The following is a 22,376-nucleotide window of genomic DNA, read 5'->3' on the forward strand; positions in this document are numbered from 1 at the left end:
CTAGTTACTTGCAGCGCCCTTCAATGTGAAGGGCGTTTTGTTTTCTATAATAATCTATAAGAGTGGGGTATAATTCGCCCCTTTTGTTAGCAGAGTACACTTTATGAGCGCATTAAAAGCCGAGCGAGGCCTGTTTTCTTACCCTAAGTATTGGGCTGAATGCTATGGCACGGCGCCATTTTTACCAACCACCCGTGCAGAAATGGATGCATTAGGCTGGGATAGTTGCGATGTGATTATCGTCAGTGGCGATGCCTATGTTGATCACCCAAGTTTTGGTATGGCTGTAATTGGCCGCATGCTTGAGTCGCAGGGTTTTCGCGTTGGTATTATTGCTCAGCCTGATTGGAACTCAAAAGATGCCTTTATGGCGTTAGGTAAGCCTAACTTATTTTTTGGTGTGACTGCGGGCAATATGGACTCGATGATCAACCGCTATACTGCTGAAAAGCGTATGCGCCATGATGATGCTTACACGCCGGGTAACATAGGTGGTAAACGTCCTGATCGTGCTGTGGTTGTGTATAGCCAACGCTGTCGTGAAGCTTATAAAGATGTGCCGTTAATTATTGGTGGTATTGAGGCGAGTTTACGTCGTATTGCGCACTATGATTACTGGCAAGAAAAAGTACGCCGAAGTGTTTTGTTTGATGCCAAAGCAGACATTCTAATTTACGGTAATGCCGAGCGTCCGCTTGTTGAAGTTGCGCACCGAATTGCTGGTGGTGAGTCGGTTGATACCATTCAAGATATTCGTGGTACCGCGGTTATTCGAAAAGAGCCTTTGCCGGGCTGGCGTGGCAGTGACTCTACGGCTATCGATAAAATCGGTAAGATTGATCCAATTCCAAACCCGTATGGTGCAGATGATGTCGGTTGTAGTAAGTCTGAGTTTAAACAAGCGGGTATTGATTTAAGCGCAGAGGCTGCCAAGCCAATCACTATTCAGCCTGCGCGTCCTAAGCCATGGGAAAAGACCTACGTTAAGTTGCCAGCGTATGAGCAAGTGAGTGTAAATAAACCGCTTTATGCCCATGCGTCGCGTATTTTGCACCAAGAAACAAACCCAGGTTGTGCACGTGCCTTGTTTCAACGCCATGGCGACCGTTCTATTTGGGTGAACCCGCCTGCATTTCCGCTTGAAACTGAAGAAATGGATGGCGTATTTGGTTTGCCATATCAGCGTATTCCACATCCAAGCTATGGCGATGAAAAAATTCCTGCCTATGAAATGATTAAAACCTCGGTGAACATTATGCGCGGGTGCTTTGGTGGTTGTTCTTTCTGTTCGATTACAGAACATGAAGGACGCATTATTCAAAGCCGTTCAGAGCAATCAATTATTGATGAAATTGAGCAAATTCGTGACAAAGTACCGGGCTTCACAGGGGTAATTTCTGACTTAGGTGGCCCAACAGCGAATATGTATAAATTGCGCTGTAAGAGCAAAAAGGCCGAGAGCACGTGCCGACGTTTATCATGTGTTTATCCTGATATCTGTAAGCATATGGACACCGATCACACCCCAACGATTGAGCTTTATAAAAAAGCCCGTGATGTGAAAGGCGTGAAGAAAATCTTGATTGCGTCAGGCGTACGCTATGACTTAGCAGTAGAAGATCCACGCTATGTAAAAGAGCTGGTTACTCATCACGTAGGCGGGTACTTAAAAATTGCCCCTGAACATACCGAGGATGGCCCACTATCTAAGATGATGAAGCCGGGCATGGGGGCTTACGATAAGTTTAAAGAGCTATTTGATAAATACTCAAAAGAAGCCGGTAAAAAACAGTATTTGATCCCGTATTTTATTTCTGCACACCCAGGAACGAAAGACGAAGACATGGTTAACATGGCGTTATGGTTAAAGGCCAATGACTTTAAGCTTGATCAGGTACAAAATTTTTACCCGTCGCCAATGGCCAACGCAACGACAATTTATCATACCGAGATGAACTCGTTACGTAATATTAAAAACAATACTGAACAAGTGCCTGTGCCAAAAGGGGCACGTCAGCGTCGCTTGCATAAAGCTATTTTACGTTATCATGATCCTGCCGGCTGGCCGATGATCCGCGAAGCTCTTAGAAAAATGGGCAAAGCGAATCTAATCGGTAAAGGGCCAAACTGTTTGGTGCCTGAAGAGAGTCGCAACGAAAAAGCAGCAAATAGTAAAGGTGGTAAAGGCCGTGCGGCACTTACACGCCACACTGGTTTTAGCCAATTCAAAAAGGCCAATACCAAGCCTAGAGTAGGTAAAAATAAGCAGCGCGCAAAGTAAAAGATATAAATGGCCCTTAAAGGGCCGTTTTTATATTAGATCAATAACCAGGTTGCGGTGCCTAAAAAGGCAAAAATACCAACAATATCGGTGACGGTTGTCAGCACCACACTGCCGGCGAGGGCTGGGTCAATTTTCATTTTCTTAAGAATTAACGGAATACTCGCACCCGCGATACCAGCGGCAACAAGATTCATAAACATCGCAAACGCTAAGACCGCACCGAGCTTAAAGTCCCATTGCCATAGGGCAACCACACCAGCAATCAATATCGACCAAATAACGCCATTCAGTGCGCCTATCGCCAGTTCCTTAAGTAATAAGAAGCGTTGGTTTGTTTGGTTGATATGGCCAACCGCTATACCACGAATAACCAGTGTTAATGTTTGGCTACCTGCAACACCACCCATTGAAGGTACGATACCATTTAGTACCGCCAAAATAGGCAAGATTGCTAAGGTGTTTTCAAAAAAGCTTGCCACAATTGCTGCTAGCAATGCGGTTAATAAGTTAACTCCCAGCCAAATAGAGCGACGCTGCGAACTTTTGAGTACTGGCGCAAAGGTATCTTCTTCGTCGTCAAGACCAGCAAGGCTTAACATGCTGTGTTCAGCATCTTCACGGATGACGTCAACGATATCATCGATGGTAATACGACCAAGCAAGTGAGCGTTATCATCAACAACAGGGGCTGAAATCCAGTTATGACGCTCGAACAATTGCGCTACATCACTTTCATCCATTGAGATTAGGATTGACTCACACTCTTCATCCATTAAATCACGAACAATTTTATCCGATGAGTTGGTCAGTAATGTGGTTAACGAAAGCGCGCCTAAAAAGCAGTTATGTTTATCAACAACGTATAAGTCATCCGTACCTTCTGGTAGTTCACCACGCAAGCGTAAATAGCGCAGGACTACATCTAAGGTAACATCTGGACGAATGGTGACCGTATCGCTGTTCATCAGGGCACCGGCTGAACGCTCTTGGTACGACAGTGCCTGAGTTGCCCTTTCTCTATCTTGCGAGTCCATTGCACTGACTACGTCTTGATAAACGGTGTCAGGAAGGCTACGAAGAACTTCACCTAAGTCATCGTCGTCCATGTCTTCGGTTGCAGCAGCAATGTGCTCAGGCTCCATCTGAGCAATAATACCTAAACGTACGTCTTCAGAGAGTTCTTCTAAAACATCACCACGCACATCTGGGTCTACCAACTGCCATAGCATGCGACGAATTTTATGGGGAGATGACTCTAATAATAAAGCGGTATCACACGGAGCTGTTTTAGCGAGCATGCCTCGCACCTGAACAAATTGTCCACTATTGAGTGACTTGGTCACTTGTTTAAGTTGTTGTAGTGGGTAGTCTTGTTCAAAGGCTTCTGGCATTGGCGTCCTTACAACTGAAAATAGATTAATACAGATTCTGCAAATACAGCATAGTTGCTAAGTGGTGTATTTGCAGGATATCTTCACACTGCGATAAAATTATTAAGTGCTTTGTATTTTTAAGGTGTGAACGATATAAAAGTAGGATATTTAAAGAGAATTATAAATACCTGAACTAAGTTTAACTTAAACGGTTAAGCCTTAGCAAACGCTATTCTTGTTCATGAAAGCGTTGTGCAATTAATTCTCCAATTGCGTTCAGTGCAGCCTCTGCATCTGGGCCTTCACATACCACACGCACTTCTTTACCTTGGCTACTTTCAAGTAACATTAAGGCTAAAACACTATCACCTTCAGCTTCTTTATCGTCTTGATAAAGCATAATTTTAGCATCAAATTGCAAAGCAAGTTGTGCTAAAACAGTGGCTGCTCGTGCGTGCAAGCCAAGCTTATTTTGAATTAAAAACGTGTCTTCTGCGTGCATCTGGCATCCAATTAAATATCTTGCTCGCGATGGCGGATTTTTACGTTCGCATGCGTTTTTGAAAAGCTATCACCAATGGTCTGCGCTAAATATACCGAGCGATGTTGCCCGCCAGTACAGCCAATTGCGATAGTAAGATAGCTTCGATTGTTACGCTCAAGGTGAGGTAACCATGTTTGCACAAATGTTTGAATTTGCCATGTAAATTTTTGCACTATGCTATGACTTGCAAGGTAATCTTTTACTGGTTGATCTAAGCCTGTGAGTGGCTTTAGGTCTGGCTCCCAGTGTGGATTTGGTAAAAAACGTGCATCAAATACGTAATCGGCTTCTTTAGGAATACCATGTTTAAAGCCAAACGACATAAAGGTGATAATCAGCTTTTTATCTTTTTTACCTAAGATCTTTTCACGAATTGATTCAGCTAACTGATGAACACTCAGGTCGGTGGTATCAATCATAAAATCAGCGCGCGTGATCAGTACATCCAGTAATACTCTTTCTTGCTTAATTGCTAAATCGAGTGGCAGCGAGTCAATCGATAGAGGATGTAAGCGTCGCGTTTCAGAAAAGCGTTTGATCAGAGTTTGGTCATCACTGTCTAAATAGAACAGTGTTGGGTTTGCGAAACCTGGCAGGTATTCAAGAATATCATTAAACTCTTGCTGCTCTTTCGGTAAGTTACGCACATCTATGCTGACTGCTATTTTGTCATAGTTGTCTGAAACGCTACGAACAAGCGAAGGTAATAAGTTGACTGGGATATTATCAACACAGTAGTAACCCAAGTCTTCAAGTACACGTAAAGCGACCGATTTACCTGAGCCTGAGCGACCGCTGATGATAATTAATTCCATTTATGCCTCTGCTGATATGACCTGAAACAGTTCGTGGTCTGTTTTGGCGCTACGTAACTGTTTACAAAACTCTTTATCTTTTAGTCTATCAGCAATTGTCGATAAGGTCTTTAGGTGAAGTTGGCTGTCTCCATCTGGTACGATGAGTGCAACGAAAATATCCACAGGTCGGTTATCAATTGCGTCAAAATTGATTGGGGATTCACTCACTATGACAAATGCCTGTGGTTGCTCTGCACCACTCATGCGGCCATGTGGAATAGCAATGCCACGACCAATACCTGTGCTGCCTAATTTTTCTCTATTGAGTAAGGCATCAAGGACGTCTTGTTGAGATAAATGAGGAAGCTGCTGGTGAGCCAGCTCGCTGATATATTCAAGGATTCTTTTTTTGCTATTAAAAAGGACCGCAGCTTTGCTGCAGTCCTGGTTAGTAAGTGAACTAAGTTTCATAATTTAGTGTCGAGCTAATTTCTCTTTGTGTTTAATGACTTGACGATCTAGTTTATCGATTAGCGAGTCAATGGCTGCATACATATCTTGGTGTGCAGTTGAGGCAAAGAGCTCGCCTCCATTTACATGTAAAGTTGCTTCTGCTTTTTGGCTTAATTTTTCTACATCTAGAATGACATGTACATTATTAATGTGGTCAAAATGCCTTTCTAGTTTTGCAAACTTGCTGTTTACATAGTCTCTTAATGAATCAGTGATTTCTACATGACGACCAGTTAAATTTAGTTGCATAAGCATTTTCCTTCTATGTAAAACGTCTAAATCAAACTCTTACGCTGATTAGACGGAGGTATCGCTAGAGACTCTCGATATTTTGCAATTGTGCGTCTAGCTACTTTAATTCCTTGCTCAGCCAATATATCTGCAATTTTACTATCACTCAATGGTTTAGCTGAGTTTTCTGCAGCGATAAGCTTTTTGATCAAAGCGCGAATTGCTGTTGATGAACACTCACCACCGTTTTCTGTGCTGACATGGCTTGAGAAGAAATATTTCAACTCAAAAATCCCGCGAGGGGTGTGCATGTATTTTTGTGTTGTAACACGTGAAATTGTCGATTCATGCATTTCGACCATTTCTGCGACATCGTTCAGCACCATTGGTTTCATGGCTTCTGGGCCATGTTCAAAAAATGCTTGTTGTTGCTGTACGATACAGTTGGTTACTTTTAAAAGTGTATCGTTACGGCTCTCTAAGCTTTTAATAAACCATTTAGCTTCTTGTAAATGAGAGCGAATAAACTGGCTATCGCTGCTCGATTTTACTGAGCGTGACATAGCTGCATATTGGCTATTCACTCTAATTTTTGGCATACAATCTGGGTTTAGTTCAACGACCCAACGACCTTTAACTTTTTTAACCGATACATCGGGTATAACGTACTCAGACTCTTCGCGAACTATGCTGTCTGCTGGCTTAGGGTTTAAGCTGTGGATCAGCGTCATTACTTCTTTTAGTTCGCTTTCTTTAAGCTTAGTCTTTTTCATCAAAGTGCGATAGTCGCGACTTGCTAATAATTCAATATGCTCAGATAAAACCATTTTAGTTTCAGCTAAATACGGCGTACTGGCATCGAATTGGCGAAGCTGGATACATAAGCACTCTTGTAAGCTACGGGCACCAATCCCTACTGGATCAAACAACTGTATTCTCTTTAAGACCGCTTCGACTTCATCTAGTTCGATTTCTTCTTCATCATTATTTTGATTAAAACTTTCGACTATGTCTTCGCAGCTAACAGTTAAAATACCTGAGTCATCAATTGCCTCTACGATGGCGACAGCGATCGCTTCATCGGTTGGGCTAAATGGTGTGAGTTGTAATTGCCACATAAGGTATTCATGGAGGGTTTCAGTCGATGCACCTTGATAAATTGACTCATCTTCAGGCATTGGACCTGATGATGTTGATGGGGCAGCACTCATGTACTCATCCCATGTCACATCCATGGCTAAATCGTCACTAACGGTGTCTTTGTTAAGGGCATCGCTGCTTTCTTGTTCGTACTCACTCGGCGCTTCTTCGGCCGATGCACTTAGCTGAGTATCATCAGATTCAGCTTTTTGCTCGTTCTTACCAATGTTTTCATCGTTGTAATCTGCTTCTTCCACTTCAAGCAGAGGGTTACTATCAAGTGCTTCTTGAATTTCTTGCTGGAGATCCAATGTACTAAGCTGCAGCAAGCGAATTGCTTGTTGCAGTTGTGGAGTCATTGTAAGTTGCTGGCCCATGCGCAGCTGTAATGATTGCCTCATGTATCCCTAACAATCCTTTTATGTGTTATCGACACCTGTGCAGTCACAGGTAAATTTATATCGATTTATTGTCATTGTTATTTAGTTTAGCAGATGCGCTAGATGGTGGCTTATTGGTTATAGCCTGAATTGCTCACCTAGATACACATCGCGTACGGTTTGGTCAGCTAAAACATGCTCAGGTGTTCCTGATGCAATTAGCTCCCCATGAGAAACAATGTAGGCTTTTTCACAAACATCAAGGGTTTCTCTAACATTATGGTCAGTGATTAATACACCAATACCACGATTTTTTAAGTGTTCAATAATTTTCTTTATATCTAACACTGAAATAGGATCAACACCAGCAAAAGGCTCATCTAACAAGATAAATTTAGGGTTTGCGGCTAATGCCCGAGCAATTTCTACGCGACGACGCTCGCCCCCAGATAAGGCCATACCTTGACTATCACGAATGTGCTGAATACTAAATTCATCAAGTAAGTTGTTGAGTGTTTCTTCTCGGCCTTGTTTATTTAAATCTTTACGCGTTTCTAAAATAGCCATTAGGTTTTGATAAACCGTTAACTTTCTAAAAATAGATGACTCTTGTGGTAGGTAACCAATCCCTAAACGTGCTCGGCTATGCATTGGCAAAAGTGTAATATCATTATCATCAATGCTGATCTTGCCTTTATCGCTGGGTACTAAGCCAACAATCATATAGAAAGTGGTGGTTTTGCCTGCGCCATTTGGGCCAAGCAAACCAACGATACTGCCCGCTTCAACCTCAAGACCCACATTTTTGACAACTTGGCGGCCTTTATAGCTTTTTGCTAAAAGCTCTGCTTTTAATGTGCTCATGGTTGGCCTTTATCGTCTTGTTTGTTGTCAACAGGCACTAAGATTGTGTGTACACGGTCTGTTGAGTTTTCGTCTTTTTCTGCGCTAATTAGTTGTTGTGCCATATCATAAGTAATGCTTTTCGCTGTTACTTTTTGGCCTGCTTGAGTCACTTCGGCTTCGCCATTTAAAGTTAAGAAGCGCTTGGCTACGTCGTAGCGAACTTCTTCTGCACTGGCGCTCATTACCGTGCCATCTGCTTGCTTTTCTTCAAAATAAGCAGGCTTACCTGTGGCGATAATTAACTCAACAGTACCTTCTGTGTCACCACCATGGGCTTCAAGGCGTTCGGCTGTGATCCGGCGGTTACCATGTATAATTTCGACATTGCCTTCAAATATACCAACGCCATCTTTTAGCTTACCAGTTTGGCGATCTGAGCTTATGCTAATTTGTGCGCCTGTCTGTTCGGCAGCTACGCCTGAAAAGGCAATCAATAAGCTTGGGATCAGGAGTAATTTCTTCAGTTTATTGGTCATAGTATATGGTTCGTGTATGGTTAGTTAACTCTACAATCTCGGTTTTTAAATTAGCTTTTAGGCCTTTACCGGTAATTTTTAAATTTGGTCCTGTTAGCGTCACAGGTTGCTTCGAAAACATGGTCATTTGTTCTATATCAACGTTAATGTTTTCAGCTTTAATATCTTCGATCATGCCATTATGGGTTAAGTTTTTAGCAACAACATCGCCTTCAAAAATAAGCTGATCGTTTTCATATAAGGTGGCTTCTTTAGCTTTTACTTGCCAAATTTGCTGGTCGCCATAAAGTGTAAAAATAGGTTGCTCAAAAAAGGTAAACCCAAGTTGCTGATAAAGCTCCATTTTCGCAGCGGCCACTTTATGGCTAATCTTGCCTTGCTCATCATAAGCGGTTTGCTTTAGTGCAACGGCCGTATAATCGGGAGTTGCAATAATCTCGTCTTCACTATTTATTGTGTTTGTTGTTTGGTTAAAGTACGGATACCACAACCACACCATGCAACAAACAAAAACAATACTCAGTAAAATACGGGCTATATTCATGCGCTGGTTCCATCGCTAGTTAACGGCTTACCGTTTTCTAACATCAGTAAATCTGTTAATTCACGTACAGCGCCAAAGCCACCCGGTAGCATGGTCGTATAGTGAGCCAGTTTTTTTATCAATGGGTGCGCATCATTGACTGCTACCGCAAAGCCTACTTTTTCCATTACAGGCAAATCAGGGCCATCGTCACCAATGTACGCTATTTGCTCATCTTCTAGGCCAAGTTTATCTTTTAACTCTTGGTATGCAATCAGCTTTGTTTCTTGGCCTTGATAAATATGCTGTACGGTTAGGCTAGTCATTCGCTGCTGAACTATTTGTGAATGGCGCCCGGTAATAACGGCAACTTCAAAGCCACTATTAATGAGTGCTTTGATGCCAAAGCCATCTTTGGTATTAAATGCTTTAAGCTCTTCGCCCTGATTTCCAAGATAAATTCTGCCATCAGAAAAAACGCCATCAATATCACATATTAGTAACTTAACTTTTTGAGCACGCTGACTTACATCAGGACTAAGGGGCTGGTATAGCTCGGCGAATGTCATTACTTACAGAACTCCTGCTTTTAATAGGTCTTGCATATTAAGCGCGCCAATCGGTGTGTTATTTTTATCGATTACAATCAAGCCGTTGATACGTTTGCGTTCCATAATATTTAACGCCTCAGCAGCCAGCATCTCTGCACTGGCTGTAGTACATGAGCGCGTCATGACCTGGCTAATGGCGGTACTATGAATATCAATACGTTGCTCTAAAATACGACGTAAATCACCATCCGTAAATAAGCCGCAGAGTTTTTGGTCTTCCGCGACCACGGCTGTCATACCTAACCCCTTCGCAGACATTTCAATAAGCGCATCTTTAATGCTTTGCGACTCGTGCACTATTGGTGTTGCATCACCACTGTGCATTACATCGTTTAATGTAAGCAACAAGCGCTTACCTAGGCTGCCTCCGGGATGAGATAATGCAAAGTCATCGGCTGTAAAGCCACGTGTTTCGAGTAAAGCAACAGCCATTGCATCACCCATAACCAAGGTTGCTGTAGTGCTTGCCGTTGGCGCAAGACCCAGTGGGCATGCTTCTTGGCTAACTTTAATGCAAACATGTACATCAGACAGTTTTGCCATGGTTGAGTCTGGGTTGCCAGTGAGTGAAATCATCTTTGCGCCAATACGCTTAATAACGGGGATAATACTAAGTACTTCGCTGGTCTCACCTGAGTTCGAAATACACATTACCACATCATCACGGGTGATCATGCCTAAATCACCATGGCTTGCTTCGCCAGGGTGAACAAAAAATGCCGGTGTGCCAGTACTTGCAAGGGTCGCCGCAATTTTATTACCAACGTGGCCAGACTTGCCCATACCAATCACAATAATACGACCTGTACATTGGAACATTAATTGGCAAGCGTTATCGAAATCTTGATTTATATATTGCTCAATTTCTTGTAAAGCTTGTGCTTCAATTTCGAGTACGCGCTTACCCTGCGCGATAAAGCTAGGTTGTGTCATTAATTATCCTACTTGGCTGAAAATATAGCCCTGATATGCAATAAATGCGACTAACAAGAAGCCACCTTCTACTCTATTGATACGACGAGCACCTTTAAAGTTCAATGACATGGCAATCAATACAACGGTTGCTGCAATCATGATAAGTGCATCGCGGTTTGCCGCAGATGGGTCAATAATCGATGGGTTGATGATCCCAGCCAGTGGTAAAACAGCGAGTAGGTTGAAAATGTTCGAGCCTACAATATTACCCAATGCTAAATCATCTTCGTTTTTCAATACCCCAGCAATACATGCAGCCAGTTCAGGTAGACTGGTACCAATAGCGATAATTGTTAAACCAATTACAAGGTCTGAAAGGCCAAAGTATTTAGCAATATCAACGGCTGATTCGACTAAAAAATGTGAGCTGATAGGTAAAAGTATCATACCGATAACAAGCCATAGGATAGCTGATTTAGTACTGACATTATCGGGAACATCTTCACATGCCTCGCTCACGAAAGGGTCATCGTCTTGATTTTTAGCGCGTAAAGACACAATCACTAAGCCTGCGATGAAGACAACAAAGGCAAGAGCTAATGCGATACCTTCGGCAAACGAAAAGTAGTTATCTGAAAACACGTACCATGCCGCAATTGAGACAAGTAGTACTAAAGGCATTTCTCGTTTTAAGGTCATTGACGAGACAGAAAGAGGGCGAAGTAGTGCTGTTACGCCCAGTACAAGTAAGATATTGGTGATATTTGAGCCAACAGCATTACCTACTGCTGTATCAGTTTTACCGGCAAGCGCGGCAGAAGCAGATACCATCATTTCAGGGGCTGAAGAACCCATAGCAACAACCGTTAAACCTATGATTAGGGTCGGGATCCCCATATTTTTTGCGAGTGCAGCCGCACCATAAACAAACCGATCGGCACTCCAAACAAGTGCTGCAAAACCAATAATTAAAATGACAAAAGAAGTCACCATTGTGATACGCCAACATTACTGAAACAGATGACTGCAAATAGTAACAAAAGCGAGCAGGAAAGTATAAGTAAAAGAATAGGCTGGCAGGCACAAAGCGCGGTTTTTTAGGAATGAGATTTCAGGTGTGGTTAAGGAGCAACTGCGTAGAGTTTAATTTGGCGAATAGAAAATATTACAAAATTTTACGAATTGTTTTTTCCATCTTGACTAAAAAAACTTTAAAATGGCAAAACGAGTGAAAAACGTTATGGAGAGCGACTTGTCGCAATCAATAGTAGAAATCAAGGATGTAACCTTTTCACGGGGCGATAGAATCATATATAAAAATATGAGTTTTAACATTCCGAAAGGCAAGATCACCGCTATCATGGGACCGAGCGGCATAGGTAAAACCACCATGTTACGCTTGATAGGTGGTCAACTTAAGCCTGATTCTGGTGATATTTTGTTCGAAGGCAATAGTATTCCTAGCATGTCTCGCAAGGAGCTTTACGCTGCCCGCACTAAAATGAGTATGCTTTTTCAAAGTGGTGCTTTATTCACTGATATGTCTGTGTTTGACAATATCGCTTTCCCCTTACGCGAACACACTCAACTTAGTGAAGACTTAATTCGGCTTGTAGTCCTTATGAAGTTACAAGCTGTAGGTCTTCGTGGTGCACAAGATTTAATGCCGTCTGAATTATCAGGTGGTATGGCACGCCGTGCAGCTTTGGCTCGCTCGATAGCCCTTGACCCCGAACTGATTATGTATGATGAGCCTTTTGCCGGCCAAGACCCTATTTCGATGGGGGTACTTGTTAAGCTGATCAAATCACTGAATGAGGTGTTAGGTTTATCGTCGCTTATTGTAACGCACGATGTAACCGAAGTGCTTAGTATTGCAGATCACGTGATCATTATTGCTGATCAAGGTGTGATTGGTGAAGGCTCACCTGAGCAAATGCAAAATCATCAATCAGAGCTTGTTCAGCAGTTCTTAAAAGGATTATCGGATGGTCCTGTACCATTCCATTATCCTGCTCCTGCTTATGATGATGAATTATTGGGAGTACCGAATGCTTGATCTGTTTCAAAAGCTAGGTCACAAGACGTTAGGCCGTTTTGCTGCGCTTGGTCGCTCTACGCAAATGTTGTTTGGCGCATTAGTTAATATGCCAAACTTCAAAAAAGGCACGCCGTTACTGATCCGTCAGTTATATATGGTCGGCTCACAATCGCTTTTAATCATTATGGTGTCGGGCCTGTTTATCGGCATGGTGCTCGCCTTACAAGGCTATACCGTATTAGTCGGTTATGGTGCTGAAGATAGCTTAGGACCATTGGTGGCACTAAGTTTGTTACGCGAATTAGGGCCTGTGGTCACGGCGTTATTATTTGCTGGTCGCGCGGGCAGTGCACTAACAGCTGAAATCGGCTTGATGAAAGCCACTGAGCAATTATCTAGCTTAGAAATGATGGCAATTGACCCACTTAAACGCATTATTGCCCCGCGCTTTTGGGCTGGCTTTATTAGTATGCCATTGCTTGCATTAATATTTTCTGCTGTTGCTATTATCGGCGCTCACTTAGTTGGCGTTGATTGGCTTGGTGTTGATTCAGGTAGTTTTTGGTCAATCATGCAAGCGCAAGTGTCGTTTCAGCAAGATATTGTTAATGGCATGATTAAAAGCTTTGTATTTGCCTTGATTGTAACGTGGATTGCGCTTTACAAAGGGTATGACTGTATCCCTACTTCTGAAGGGATAAGTAAAGCGACAACAGAAACCGTTGTACACTCATCACTGGCAGTTTTAGGTTTTGACTTTATTTTAACAGCGGTAATGTTTACCAGCTAATTAGGGTATAAAGATGAATTCACGGAAATTAGAAATTTTAGTTGGCTTTTTTGTAGCCCTAGGTATTGCGGCTTTTGCATTGCTTGCATTCAAAGTAGCAAATGCCGGCATTAGTGGTAGCGGTGAAACGTACCAACTAAATGCCAAGTTTGAAAACATTGGTTCGTTAAAAGCCCGAGCGCCAATTAAGGTCGGCGGAGTTGTTGTGGGGCGTGTTGAGTCAATTTCAATTGATCCAAAAGAGTTTGTGCCAGTAGTTAACATGGCGATTGACGCAAACTATTTGTGTAAGTTTTCAGATACAACCTCTATCTCTATTTTAACATCAGGTATTTTAGGGGAGCAGTACTTGGGTATTAACCCGGTTATTGCTGCCGATTCTGCAGAGCAACGCTGCATGGGTGAAAAAGTGACAGCCGCTCAAGATGATGCTGCTTTAGATGATTTGTTTGGTGTTGAAAGTAAAGCGCTTGCTGATGGTGATTACATCACCGATACCAAGTCAGCATTAGTATTAGAAGAGCTGATAGGTCAGTTCTTGTTCAACCAAGGAAGTGAATAATGATGTTTAAAAAATTTCTAATCGCTTTAAGCGTGGTGTTTACGGTAGGTGTACACGCTGCAGAGCCTGAGGTCGATTTAAAAGACCCATACAAAATGGTGCGTAAAGTATCAGATAATACCTTTGCACGTATTACTAAAGATCAGCCTTTAATCGCCAAAGATAAAGAGTATCTACGAGTGATCGTAGAAGAAGAGTTAATGCCTTACATTGACTACAAGTACGCTGCACTTCGTGTGTTAGGTAACCATGTATCAAAAGTACGTGCAATCGAAGATAAAGAAGAAAAGGCAAAAGCAATCAAAGATTTGCAACACTTCATTGATGTGTTTCAAAAATACCTAATTGCTACATACGCTGGTGTGTTTACGCAGTATACAAACCAAAGTGTTGAGTTTGGCCCAGCCCAGCCTTTTAAAGGTCAAGATGTGGTACTAGTCAAAACGAAAATTGTGGAACCAGGTAAGCCTGATATTAAAATTGACTTTAAAGTACGTGAAGACCGAGATGGTGATTGGCGTGCATACGACATGATTGCCGAGGGTATTAGCCTGCTTGACGCTAAACAAAGTGAATTACAAGGCATTTTGCGTCAACAAGGTATCGAACACGTGAGTGACTTACTTGAGCAAAAGAGCCAACTACCAGTGCAGTTTAGAGGTGAAGGTGGCGATGAGTAACGTTGATATTACTCAACTCGAGGATAATCAGTTTCGGGTCAGTGGTGAACTGACCCGAAACTCTATCGCCAATGAACGCCTTCTGAACACCAAGTCACAATCTACACACAAAACGTGGTATTTTGACCTTTCTGGTGTATCTAGGGTTGACACGGCGGGCTTAGCTTGGTTAATTCACTCTTTCGCAGAATTAAAGCAGCAAGGTATTCGCCTTGAATTGCAAAATATTCCTGAGCAACTGCAAAACTTGATGCAGTTGGGACAGGTCACAACCTTATTTGAGTGAGATTTATGGAAACAAGCCAAGTCGAAACGTTATTACGCGACGAATTAAAGCTAGACGAAGTGATTGTTAAAGCAAACGGTAGCCACTACGAAGTGATTGCTGTTGGTGAGTGTTTTGACGGTTTAACGCGCGTTAAGAAACAACAATTGGTCTATGCTCCGTTAATGTCAACAATCTCAGACGGTACAATCCACGCTGTATCAATCAAAGCGTTCACGCCGACTGAATGGAAACGCGAACAAAAATTTATTTTACCTCAATAGTTTCAGGGCCTCCTCATGGATCAATTTGTTATTCAAGGTGGCACCTCGCTGGCAGGTGAAGTCACTATTTCTGGCGCTAAAAACGCCGCACTTCCTATTTTGTTTGCAGCACTGCTTGGGCAAGGTAAAAGTACCTTTAGTAACGTACCTCGCTTACGTGATATCGGCACCACCGAAGCTTTACTTAAAACGCTTGGTGCAACGGTAGAATGGCAGCAAGATACGCTGATCATTGATGGCGCGACGGTTGATAAAACTTTAGCTCCGTATGAGCTGGTAAAACAAATGCGTGCCTCTGTGCTTGCTCTGGGGCCTTTAGTAGCACGTTTCGGTGAAGCACAAGTTTCACTGCCTGGCGGTTGTGCCATTGGTGCCCGCCCGGTTGATATTCATATTCAAGGACTTGAGCGCATGGGCGCAGTGATCAAGGTTGAAAATGGTTATATCAATGCCAAAGTTGATGGTCGTTTAAAAGGCGCCGAAATCTTCATGGAAATGGTGAGTGTTGGCGCAACAGAAAACTTACTCATGGCCGCAACGCTGGCTGATGGTAAAACAGTTCTTGAAAACGCAGCACGCGAACCTGAGATCACTGATCTTGCGAATTGCTTAATTGCGATGGGCGCTAAAATCAGCGGTGCAGGTACAAGCCGCATCGAAATTGAAGGTGTTGAGTCGTTATCTGGTTGTGAGTACAGTATTCTTCCAGACCGCATTGAAACAGGTACTTTCTTGGTCGCTGCGGCAATGGCTGGCGGCGAAGTATTGTGTAAAAACACAGATCACCATAGCCTAGATCCCGTGATTGAAAAGTTACGCGCCACGAATGCTTTGGTTGAAGTGACTGATAACAGTATTTACCTTGATATGCGTGGTCGTGAATTAAAAGCGGTTAACATTAAGACCATGCCACACCCGGGCTTTCCAACCGACATGCAAGCGCAATTTACCGCTTTAAATGTGGTAGCGAAGGGCAGTGCTACCATCACTGAAACGATTTTTGAAAATCGTTTTATGCACGTGCCTGAGTTACAGCGTATGGGCGCAAATATTCGCTTAGAAGGTAATACAGCAATTTGTGGTGATACAGAAAGGTTATCGGGCGCGCAAGTGATGGCGACAGATTTACGTGCGTCAGCAAGCCTTATTTTAACTGGCATTGTGGCGCAGGGTGAGACAGTTGTTGATCGCATTTACCACGTTGACCGTGGTTATCAGCGTATTGAAGACAAACTAAGTGCGCTGGGTGCTAATATTAAGCGCCGTTCAAGCTAATCGCTAAATACTTATAAAAAAGCCTAACGTCTGTTAGGCTTTTTTTTGGTTAAGATTTTGACTCTAGTTCGCCAACAGTAACCATAATCTTTAATATCTCACCATCACGATAGACTTCAAATTCTAGCTTATTGCCCGGTTCAGTTTTTGCTAGTTTGTCTAAAACTAGTTGTGGGTTAGCAACCGAAATACCGCCGATTTTAATTACGATATCGGTTTCTCTGATCCCCGCTTGCCACGCTGGTCCAAACGGGTCTAGCTCGGTAATACGCATTCCTGCTACAGGCGTAAAGTTATCACTAACATCTTTGCCTGTGCTATCTATGCCGGTGCCTCTAAAACCTAAATAACCTCGTACAACACGACCATGTTTGATTAATATATCCATGATGTCTTTAGCGATTGAGTAGGGCACTGCAAAGAAAATGCCTTGGATATCCAAATCTGCATGGGTTTTGAATTGCGCCGACGTGATACCTACTAAGTCACCACGTGAATTAACTAATGCGCCACCTGAGTTTCCTACATTTATGGCGGCATCCATTTGTAATAGGCTGCTGTATGGGCTGTCGATTAAGTTTTGCTTACCTGTAGCGCTAATAATACCTTGGGTAATGGTTTGACCTAAATTAAGCGGGTTACCAATGGCTAAAACAACATCGCCTACACGTGGTTTAAAATTGTCATTAACAGGAATGACAGGTAAGTGTTCAGCGTTTATTTTTAATAAAGCTAAATCTGTTTCACTATCAAAGCCAATCACTTGAACATCATAAAAACGACGACCGTCTGCCAGGGTAATAATGATCAAGTCAGCATTTTTAATAACGTGATAATTAGTCAGAATGTAACCGTCTTGCGACATAATGACGCCTGAACCAAGTGCCTGAACAGTGTTTTGACGTTTGTAGCGTGGTTGGTTAGAAATACTTTCGGAAAAAATAGTTACCACAGAAGGGGCTGCACGTTGCACTGCATCGGCAAAGCTCATGTGCTGCGAGCTGATCGCAACGGGTAAATTCATGTTGGGTAATAAAGCGCTACGTAAACTCGGGCTAAAAAGCACGACCAAGAAGGCGATACCTAAACCAGTAAAAAGCGGCGGTAGGATAAATTTTAAAAGTTTTAGCACAATATTCTTATTATCAATGAGCAATTATTTAATGATGGCACAAAAAAAATAACAGCGGCAAGCACCACTGTTATTTTTTCATTAAAAATCAAATAAAATTATTGAATTAATACAAAAATAAGCTCTCGACCTCGTTTTACTCCTAGGACGATATTACCTTTAGTGTTTTCGATAATCTTATTCATGTCGCGGATTGTTTCAACACGTTGACGGTTTACTTGCATAATCACGTCACCTTCTTCAAGGCCTACCCGCGCAGCTGGAGAGCGTGCTGCCACACTGGTTATTTCAACTCCTTTACCATCACTCTTCTGAGTGTTCTCTAGTGTTGCACCTTGGAAAGCTGGGTGAGTTTCTTCGCCAGCTGCTGTTAGTGAAGCTGCGCCATCGAGGGTTACATTTACTATTTTAACTTTACCATCTCGATAAATACCTAGTTTTACGCGTTTGCCTTCACCAAGCGTGGCAATTTTGCTGCGTAGTTCATGGAACCCGCTGATCTCAGTGCCATCGACGCTGATGATCACGTCACCGGCTTTGATACCCGCTTTGCTTGCTGCGGTGTCATCCATCACTTGCATAACGTAGGCACCCTGTTTTACATCAAGTTTTTGTGCTTTAGCAAGGCCAGCGTCAAGCGGGCGACCTGAAATGCCCAGTGAACCGCGACGAACTTCGCCATGCTCAATAATTTGATCAACGAGGTTTTTCATCATGGTTGATGGGATTGCAAAGCCAATACCTACGTTTCCACCTGATGCGCCTAAAATAGCGGTGTTAATACCAATCAGCTCACCATTTAGGTTTACTAATGCACCACCAGAGTTACCTTGGTTAATAGCCGCGTCGGTTTGAATAAAGTCTTCATAACCTTCTATGTTTAAACCACTGCGACCAAGCGCACTCACAATACCTGAGGTTACTGTGTGGCTTAAACCAAATGGGTTACCGATTGCTACCGCAAAATCACCCACGCGCAGTTTATCTGAGTCGGCAATTTTTAGCTCAGTTAAGTCATCAGCATCAATTTGCAGCAATGCAATATCTGATTCTTTATCACTGCCAATTCTGGTTGCCTCGTACTCACGACCATCCTCAAGGGTGACAATCATTTTTTCTGCATCTTCGACAACGTGGTTATTGGTAACAATATACCCTTCGTCTGCATTAATTATCACGCCAGAACCAAGGCCGCTAAATTCACGTTTTTGACTACCGCCGCGTGGTACGCCAAAAAAGTCATCAAACGGTGTTGGACGACGACGAACTTCTTTTGAGCCCGAAACTTGAATACTCACCACGCCAGGGGTGATTTGTTCTAACATTGGTGCAAGGGTTGGTAACTGTTGACCATTTACCGCCACTGGCAGTTTAGCCATTGAAACTGCAGGCGCTAACAATAAGCTAGAAGATAAAATAGCAGCACTAATAACAGATAATTTCATTTTCATAGTCAGGGTTTACTCCACATCAGAGATAAAGCAAAAACTAAAAAGGGCTGCATAAGCAGCCCTTTTCTTGGTTTAGATATAAAGCTGTTATATCTAAAGACTATGGGGTCAAAAAAAAGTTCATCAAGAGGCTTTAGAATGTTCTGAAACTTTATTTGAACCAGTAAATAACCCTGTTTCACCGACCACATAGTCTGCAGGTTGTGCTTCTGCACTTGAGCGATCGCCACGACGGTCTTGTAATGAGCTTTGCAATTGCTCGGTGGTTTCTTTTGAAAAGAACGGCTCGTTAGGGTGCTGCTTTTTATCTGCTAATAATAGTTTGTTCGTTTCTTCAACATGGTTGAGAAGCTGGTCATAGTTATCTTTCATCTTTGAGACAAGTTTCCCTGTGCTTGCCAAGTGATCGGCAACATCTTGGCGGTATTGCTCAAGTGCATTATTAGCTTGCTCTACTTGTTGTTCTAACTCATCTTGCTTAAATTGTTTCTTTGTTACAAACGCACCAATGAAAAATGCCGAAATTGCAACGATGATAAGAATACCTACCCAGGTAATTGTGCCCATAAATCTACCCCTTTGGGAAAAAATAACAAAAACAAATGCTGTAAAAGCACTTATAGTCCAATCATTATTAAAATATGCTTAATTTGATTGTGAAATCATACTGCGGGTTAATATACCCTGAGATACGATGCGTGTTAATATACTCTGCAAATTTAACTGTGTTTTATTGTAACGACCTATGACTCCTTGGCAGAAGTACCAACAAGATTTACAACGTGAAGACTTTGTACATGATGCAGCACAAGAAAATGCTGTGCGTCATTTGCAAAGGCTCTATGATGACCTAACGGCAGAGAAACCAGCCGCTAAGGGGTGGTTTGCCAAACTCTTCTCTAAAGATAGCACGCCAGCCATAAAAGGGCTCTATTTTTGGGGTGGTGTAGGTAGAGGTAAGACCTATTTAGTCGATACTTTCTACGAAGCTTTACCTACTGAACGTAAGATGCGTGTGCACTTTCACCGTTTTATGCATCGTGTTCATGATGAGCTCAAAAAGTTAAAAAATACCAGTAATCCATTAAATGTGGTTGCAGATATCTTTAAAGCAGAAACAGATATTATTTGTTTTGACGAGTTTTTTGTTCAAGATATCACTGATGCCATGCTGTTAGGTGGCCTGATGGAAGCGTTATTTGAGCGCGGTATCGTATTAGTGGCAACTTCAAACATTGTACCTGACGAGCTATACCGAAACGGTTTGCAACGCGCGCGTTTTTTACCAGCTATTGAACTAGTAAAAGCTAACACCGAGATTGTTAATGTGGACTCGGGTGTTGATTACCGCTTACGTACCCTTGAGCAAGCCGAAATTTTTCATAGCCCACTTGATCAGCAAGCGGATGATAATTTATTTGAATACTTTGATAAGTTGTCGCCAGAGCCTGGCGTGCTCGATAAAGCGATTGAAATCGAAGGCCGATTGATAAAAACGCGAAAGGTAGCTGATTGTATCGTTATGTTCGACTTTAGTGAGTTGTGCGAAACAGCGAGAAGCCAAGTCGACTACATGGAAATCAGCCGACTCTATAACACTGTTATTTTATCGAATGTTAAAGCGCTCGGCCAAGCTAATGATGATGCAGCTCGCCGTTTTATTGCGTTAGTTGATGAGTTTTATGAGCGTAATGTGACGTTAATTATTTCTGCTGAAAAGCCCATAACTGAGCTGTATAGCGAAGGTAACTTAAATTTTGAATTTAAGCGCTGCATCAGTCGATTGCAAGAAATGCAATCGCTTGAATATTTAGCGAGAGAGCATTTAGCTTAGTGAGCAGTTAGCCGTCACTTTAAAGCCGAAAGGTTTTGAATATAAGGCGCGCCAAGCAAGCGTGACGCCTACGATTGATGTAGGCGTGAAATTTATTTCGCGCGCACTTATTAGCTGATAGCTGAATTTCTCGAATAAAAAACAACCATCATATAGCAATGTGGTTTAAGTGCTGGTATACTCCCGCGTCTGCCACGTTGCGTTCTATTGCCAGATATTAGTTTAGCCTCTAATTGATGGCTCAAAGTCTTAAACTCGAAGGGGTTAAAGCATTCAACTTAGAGCGGTAATTAATAATAATTACCTGTGGTTTTAAATTAAAAAACATTGGATTTTAATAAATGAAAACGTTTGTTGCTAAGCCAGAAACAGTAAAACGTGACTGGTACGTAGTTGACGCTGAAGGTAAAACTTTAGGTCGCATCGCTACTGAAATCGCTCGTCGCCTACGCGGTAAGCATAAAGCTGAGTACACTCCTCACGTAGATACTGGTGATTACATCATCGTTATCAATGCAGAGAAAGTTACTGTTACTGGTAATAAAGCAAAAGACAAAATGTACCACGCACACACTGGTTTCCCAGGTGGTCTTAAGTCTACTACTTTCGACAAGCTTCAAGCTGCAAAGCCTGAAATGATTATCGAAAAAGCTGTTAAAGGCATGTTGCCACGTGGTCCTTTAGGCCGCGAAATGTACCGTAAACTTAAAGTTTACGCAGGTACTGAGCACAACCATGCTGCACAACAGCCTCAGGTTCTAGACATTTAAGGAGCACTATCATGGCAAATCAATACTACGGTACAGGTCGTCGTAAAAGTTCAAGTGCTCGCGTATTCTTACGCCCAGGCACTGGTAACATCGTAATCAACAAGCGCTCTCTAGAAGAGTACTTCGGTCGTGAGACTGCTCGCATGGTTGTTCGTCAAGCATTAGAGCACGTTGAAATGACTGAAAAGTTTGACCTACACATCACTGTTTCAGGTGGTGGTACTACTGGTCAAGCTGGTGCTATCCGTCACGGTATCACTCGTGCACTTATGGAGTTTGACGAGTCTCTACGTCCTACACTTCGTAAAGCAGGTTTCGTTACACGTGATGCACGTAAAGTTGAGCGTAAGAAAGTGGGTCTTAAGAAAGCACGTAAGCGTCCACAATTCTCAAAACGTTAATATTTACGTTTATCAGAATACCAAAAACCCAGCTCCGGCTGGGTTTTTTGTTTCTTGGAGCCATCTGCTTTCAGACGTCAGTTTTTAGCAGATCGAGAGGGGGCTCAGTTTTTGATGTTTTACATCCATTTCTCAGGTTATATCGGGGTCAGATCACAGATCAGAACGCTGACGACTGATAGCTGATAGTAAAAACCC

General features: G+C 42.5%; 26 protein-coding genes. 11 read left to right on the forward strand and 15 right to left on the reverse strand.

Annotated elements, in window-relative coordinates; translation table 11 throughout:
• Window positions 1-103: 103 nt before the first annotated feature.
• Window positions 104-2,281 (forward strand): YgiQ family radical SAM protein, encoded by a 2,178-nt coding sequence (locus E5N72_RS04575; protein ID WP_135923425.1) that lies wholly within the window; start codon window positions 104-106, stop codon window positions 2,279-2,281.
• A 35-nt stretch (window positions 2,282-2,316) separates the two neighbouring features.
• On the opposite strand, the gene mgtE is transcribed toward E5N72_RS04575, so the two are convergent.
• The 12 genes from mgtE to E5N72_RS04635 form a co-directional block, all read right to left on the reverse strand.
• Complete coding sequence (gene mgtE, locus E5N72_RS04580) at window positions 2,317-3,675, reverse strand: magnesium transporter (RefSeq protein WP_135923426.1); 1,359 nt, start codon at window positions 3,673-3,675, stop codon at window positions 2,317-2,319.
• Between the two features lie 211 nt (window positions 3,676-3,886).
• Complete coding sequence (locus tag E5N72_RS04585; RefSeq protein ID WP_135923427.1) at window positions 3,887-4,159, reverse strand: HPr family phosphocarrier protein; 273 nt, start codon at window positions 4,157-4,159, stop codon at window positions 3,887-3,889.
• 11 nt (window positions 4,160-4,170) lie between these two features.
• On the reverse strand, window positions 4,171-5,016 hold the full coding sequence (gene rapZ, locus E5N72_RS04590; protein WP_135923428.1) for an RNase adapter RapZ: 846 nt from the start codon (window positions 5,014-5,016) through the stop codon (window positions 4,171-4,173).
• A complete protein-coding gene (gene ptsN, locus E5N72_RS04595; RefSeq protein ID WP_135923429.1) occupies window positions 5,017-5,469 on the reverse strand; it encodes a PTS IIA-like nitrogen regulatory protein PtsN in 453 nt (150 codons plus the stop codon). It lies immediately after the preceding gene.
• Window positions 5,470-5,472: 3 nt separating this feature from the next.
• A complete protein-coding gene (hpf, locus tag E5N72_RS04600) occupies window positions 5,473-5,760 on the reverse strand; it encodes a ribosome hibernation promoting factor (protein WP_135923430.1) in 288 nt (95 codons plus the stop codon).
• A 26-nt stretch (window positions 5,761-5,786) separates the two neighbouring features.
• Window positions 5,787-7,283, reverse strand: a complete 1,497-nt coding sequence (locus E5N72_RS04605; protein WP_135923431.1) for an RNA polymerase factor sigma-54 — start codon at window positions 7,281-7,283, stop codon at window positions 5,787-5,789.
• A 117-nt stretch (window positions 7,284-7,400) separates the two neighbouring features.
• Complete coding sequence (gene lptB / locus E5N72_RS04610; protein ID WP_135923432.1) at window positions 7,401-8,126, reverse strand: LPS export ABC transporter ATP-binding protein; 726 nt, start codon at window positions 8,124-8,126, stop codon at window positions 7,401-7,403.
• Entirely contained in the window at window positions 8,123-8,644 is a 522-nt protein-coding gene (lptA, locus tag E5N72_RS04615) for a lipopolysaccharide transport periplasmic protein LptA (RefSeq protein WP_135923433.1), read from the reverse strand. The genes lptB and lptA overlap by 4 nt, the downstream gene beginning before the upstream one ends.
• Window positions 8,634-9,188 (reverse strand): LPS export ABC transporter periplasmic protein LptC, encoded by a 555-nt coding sequence (lptC, locus tag E5N72_RS04620; protein ID WP_135923434.1) that lies wholly within the window; start codon window positions 9,186-9,188, stop codon window positions 8,634-8,636. The genes lptA and lptC overlap by 11 nt, the downstream gene beginning before the upstream one ends.
• On the reverse strand, window positions 9,185-9,736 hold the full coding sequence (kdsC, locus tag E5N72_RS04625; RefSeq protein WP_135923435.1) for a 3-deoxy-manno-octulosonate-8-phosphatase KdsC: 552 nt from the start codon (window positions 9,734-9,736) through the stop codon (window positions 9,185-9,187). The genes lptC and kdsC overlap by 4 nt, the downstream gene beginning before the upstream one ends.
• Before the next feature lie 3 nt (window positions 9,737-9,739).
• Window positions 9,740-10,711: a KpsF/GutQ family sugar-phosphate isomerase gene (locus tag E5N72_RS04630; RefSeq protein WP_135923436.1), complete on the reverse strand. Its 972-nt coding sequence runs from the start codon at window positions 10,709-10,711 to the stop codon at window positions 9,740-9,742.
• A gap of 3 nt (window positions 10,712-10,714) precedes the next feature.
• Window positions 10,715-11,686: a calcium/sodium antiporter gene (locus E5N72_RS04635; protein ID WP_135923437.1), complete on the reverse strand. Its 972-nt coding sequence runs from the start codon at window positions 11,684-11,686 to the stop codon at window positions 10,715-10,717.
• Between the two features lie 247 nt (window positions 11,687-11,933).
• Here E5N72_RS04635 and mlaF point away from each other — a divergent pair, with 247 nt between their 5' ends.
• The 7 genes from mlaF to murA are packed head-to-tail and all read left to right on the forward strand — an operon-like array spanning window position 11,934 to window position 16,590.
• The gene (gene mlaF / locus E5N72_RS04640) at window positions 11,934-12,752 is read left to right on the forward strand and encodes a phospholipid ABC transporter ATP-binding protein MlaF (protein ID WP_135926228.1); all 819 of its coding nucleotides are present in this window, start codon (window positions 11,934-11,936) and stop codon (window positions 12,750-12,752) included.
• Window positions 12,745-13,524, forward strand: coding sequence for a lipid asymmetry maintenance ABC transporter permease subunit MlaE (gene mlaE, locus E5N72_RS04645; protein ID WP_135923438.1), 780 nt, complete (start codon window positions 12,745-12,747; stop codon window positions 13,522-13,524). Before mlaF ends, mlaE begins: the two co-directional genes overlap by 8 nt.
• Window positions 13,525-13,537: 13 nt before the next feature.
• Window positions 13,538-14,086 carry an outer membrane lipid asymmetry maintenance protein MlaD gene (gene mlaD, locus E5N72_RS04650; RefSeq protein WP_135923439.1) on the forward strand — a complete coding sequence of 183 codons (549 nt, stop codon included), beginning with the start codon at window positions 13,538-13,540 and terminating at the stop codon, window positions 14,084-14,086.
• A gap of 2 nt (window positions 14,087-14,088) precedes the next feature.
• Window positions 14,089-14,766: an ABC transporter substrate-binding protein gene (locus E5N72_RS04655; RefSeq protein ID WP_135926229.1), complete on the forward strand. Its 678-nt coding sequence runs from the start codon at window positions 14,089-14,091 to the stop codon at window positions 14,764-14,766.
• A complete protein-coding gene (locus tag E5N72_RS04660; protein WP_135923440.1) occupies window positions 14,759-15,052 on the forward strand; it encodes an STAS domain-containing protein in 294 nt (97 codons plus the stop codon). The genes E5N72_RS04655 and E5N72_RS04660 overlap by 8 nt, the downstream gene beginning before the upstream one ends.
• A gap of 5 nt (window positions 15,053-15,057) precedes the next feature.
• Window positions 15,058-15,315, forward strand: a complete 258-nt coding sequence (locus E5N72_RS04665; RefSeq protein ID WP_065978178.1) for a BolA family protein — start codon at window positions 15,058-15,060, stop codon at window positions 15,313-15,315.
• A 15-nt stretch (window positions 15,316-15,330) separates the two neighbouring features.
• Complete coding sequence (murA, locus tag E5N72_RS04670) at window positions 15,331-16,590, forward strand: UDP-N-acetylglucosamine 1-carboxyvinyltransferase (protein ID WP_135923441.1); 1,260 nt, start codon at window positions 15,331-15,333, stop codon at window positions 16,588-16,590.
• Window positions 16,591-16,639: 49 nt separating this feature from the next.
• On the opposite strand, the gene E5N72_RS04675 is transcribed toward murA, so the two are convergent.
• From E5N72_RS04675 to E5N72_RS04685, 3 genes are all read right to left on the reverse strand, one after another.
• Window positions 16,640-17,722 (reverse strand): trypsin-like peptidase domain-containing protein, encoded by a 1,083-nt coding sequence (locus tag E5N72_RS04675; protein WP_135923442.1) that lies wholly within the window; start codon window positions 17,720-17,722, stop codon window positions 16,640-16,642.
• Between the two features lie 98 nt (window positions 17,723-17,820).
• The gene (locus E5N72_RS04680; RefSeq protein WP_135923443.1) at window positions 17,821-19,173 is read right to left on the reverse strand and encodes a Do family serine endopeptidase; all 1,353 of its coding nucleotides are present in this window, start codon (window positions 19,171-19,173) and stop codon (window positions 17,821-17,823) included.
• 123 nt (window positions 19,174-19,296) lie between these two features.
• On the reverse strand, window positions 19,297-19,740 hold the full coding sequence (locus E5N72_RS04685) for a YhcB family protein (RefSeq protein ID WP_135923444.1): 444 nt from the start codon (window positions 19,738-19,740) through the stop codon (window positions 19,297-19,299).
• A 178-nt stretch (window positions 19,741-19,918) separates the two neighbouring features.
• Between E5N72_RS04685 and zapE the strand changes: the two genes are divergently transcribed.
• The 3 genes from zapE to rpsI all read left to right on the forward strand — a co-directional run bounded on the left by zapE (window position 19,919) and on the right by rpsI (window position 22,178).
• Window positions 19,919-21,007, forward strand: coding sequence for a cell division protein ZapE (zapE, locus tag E5N72_RS04690; protein ID WP_135923445.1), 1,089 nt, complete (start codon window positions 19,919-19,921; stop codon window positions 21,005-21,007).
• 341 nt (window positions 21,008-21,348) lie between these two features.
• On the forward strand, window positions 21,349-21,777 hold the full coding sequence (gene rplM, locus E5N72_RS04695; protein ID WP_135923446.1) for a 50S ribosomal protein L13: 429 nt from the start codon (window positions 21,349-21,351) through the stop codon (window positions 21,775-21,777).
• Between the two features lie 8 nt (window positions 21,778-21,785).
• A complete protein-coding gene (gene rpsI / locus E5N72_RS04700; protein ID WP_095209788.1) occupies window positions 21,786-22,178 on the forward strand; it encodes a 30S ribosomal protein S9 in 393 nt (130 codons plus the stop codon).
• Window positions 22,179-22,376: the final 198 nt, after the last annotated feature.

Origin of the sequence: Pseudoalteromonas sp. MEBiC 03607 (assembly GCF_004792295.1) — a bacterium.
Taxonomy (GTDB): domain Bacteria; phylum Pseudomonadota; class Gammaproteobacteria; order Enterobacterales; family Alteromonadaceae; genus Pseudoalteromonas; species Pseudoalteromonas lipolytica_C.

What these genes read in the sequence shown, in the direction of transcription:
- E5N72_RS04575 (WP_135923425.1), top strand. Translation starts at nt 104, where the DNA reads ATGAGCGCATTAAAAGCCGAGCGAGGCCTGTTTTCTTACCCTAAGTAT.
- mgtE (WP_135923426.1), bottom strand. Translation starts at nt 3,675, where the DNA reads ATGCCAGAAGCCTTTGAACAAGACTACCCACTACAACAACTTAAACAA.
- E5N72_RS04585 (WP_135923427.1), bottom strand. Translation starts at nt 4,159, where the DNA reads ATGCACGCAGAAGACACGTTTTTAATTCAAAATAAGCTTGGCTTGCAC.
- rapZ (WP_135923428.1), bottom strand. Translation starts at nt 5,016, where the DNA reads ATGGAATTAATTATCATCAGCGGTCGCTCAGGCTCAGGTAAATCGGTC.
- ptsN (WP_135923429.1), bottom strand. Translation starts at nt 5,469, where the DNA reads ATGAAACTTAGTTCACTTACTAACCAGGACTGCAGCAAAGCTGCGGTC.
- hpf (WP_135923430.1), bottom strand. Translation starts at nt 5,760, where the DNA reads ATGCAACTAAATTTAACTGGTCGTCATGTAGAAATCACTGATTCATTA.
- E5N72_RS04605 (WP_135923431.1), bottom strand. Translation starts at nt 7,283, where the DNA reads ATGAGGCAATCATTACAGCTGCGCATGGGCCAGCAACTTACAATGACT.
- lptB (WP_135923432.1), bottom strand. Translation starts at nt 8,126, where the DNA reads ATGAGCACATTAAAAGCAGAGCTTTTAGCAAAAAGCTATAAAGGCCGC.
- lptA (WP_135923433.1), bottom strand. Translation starts at nt 8,644, where the DNA reads ATGACCAATAAACTGAAGAAATTACTCCTGATCCCAAGCTTATTGATT.
- lptC (WP_135923434.1), bottom strand. Translation starts at nt 9,188, where the DNA reads ATGAATATAGCCCGTATTTTACTGAGTATTGTTTTTGTTTGTTGCATG.
- kdsC (WP_135923435.1), bottom strand. Translation starts at nt 9,736, where the DNA reads ATGACATTCGCCGAGCTATACCAGCCCCTTAGTCCTGATGTAAGTCAG.
- E5N72_RS04630 (WP_135923436.1), bottom strand. Translation starts at nt 10,711, where the DNA reads ATGACACAACCTAGCTTTATCGCGCAGGGTAAGCGCGTACTCGAAATT.
- E5N72_RS04635 (WP_135923437.1), bottom strand. Translation starts at nt 11,686, where the DNA reads ATGGTGACTTCTTTTGTCATTTTAATTATTGGTTTTGCAGCACTTGTT.
- mlaF (WP_135926228.1), top strand. Translation starts at nt 11,934, where the DNA reads ATGGAGAGCGACTTGTCGCAATCAATAGTAGAAATCAAGGATGTAACC.
- mlaE (WP_135923438.1), top strand. Translation starts at nt 12,745, where the DNA reads ATGCTTGATCTGTTTCAAAAGCTAGGTCACAAGACGTTAGGCCGTTTT.
- mlaD (WP_135923439.1), top strand. Translation starts at nt 13,538, where the DNA reads ATGAATTCACGGAAATTAGAAATTTTAGTTGGCTTTTTTGTAGCCCTA.
- E5N72_RS04655 (WP_135926229.1), top strand. Translation starts at nt 14,089, where the DNA reads ATGTTTAAAAAATTTCTAATCGCTTTAAGCGTGGTGTTTACGGTAGGT.
- E5N72_RS04660 (WP_135923440.1), top strand. Translation starts at nt 14,759, where the DNA reads ATGAGTAACGTTGATATTACTCAACTCGAGGATAATCAGTTTCGGGTC.
- E5N72_RS04665 (WP_065978178.1), top strand. Translation starts at nt 15,058, where the DNA reads ATGGAAACAAGCCAAGTCGAAACGTTATTACGCGACGAATTAAAGCTA.
- murA (WP_135923441.1), top strand. Translation starts at nt 15,331, where the DNA reads ATGGATCAATTTGTTATTCAAGGTGGCACCTCGCTGGCAGGTGAAGTC.
- E5N72_RS04680 (WP_135923443.1), bottom strand. Translation starts at nt 19,173, where the DNA reads ATGAAAATGAAATTATCTGTTATTAGTGCTGCTATTTTATCTTCTAGC.
- E5N72_RS04685 (WP_135923444.1), bottom strand. Translation starts at nt 19,740, where the DNA reads ATGGGCACAATTACCTGGGTAGGTATTCTTATCATCGTTGCAATTTCG.
- zapE (WP_135923445.1), top strand. Translation starts at nt 19,919, where the DNA reads ATGACTCCTTGGCAGAAGTACCAACAAGATTTACAACGTGAAGACTTT.
- rplM (WP_135923446.1), top strand. Translation starts at nt 21,349, where the DNA reads ATGAAAACGTTTGTTGCTAAGCCAGAAACAGTAAAACGTGACTGGTAC.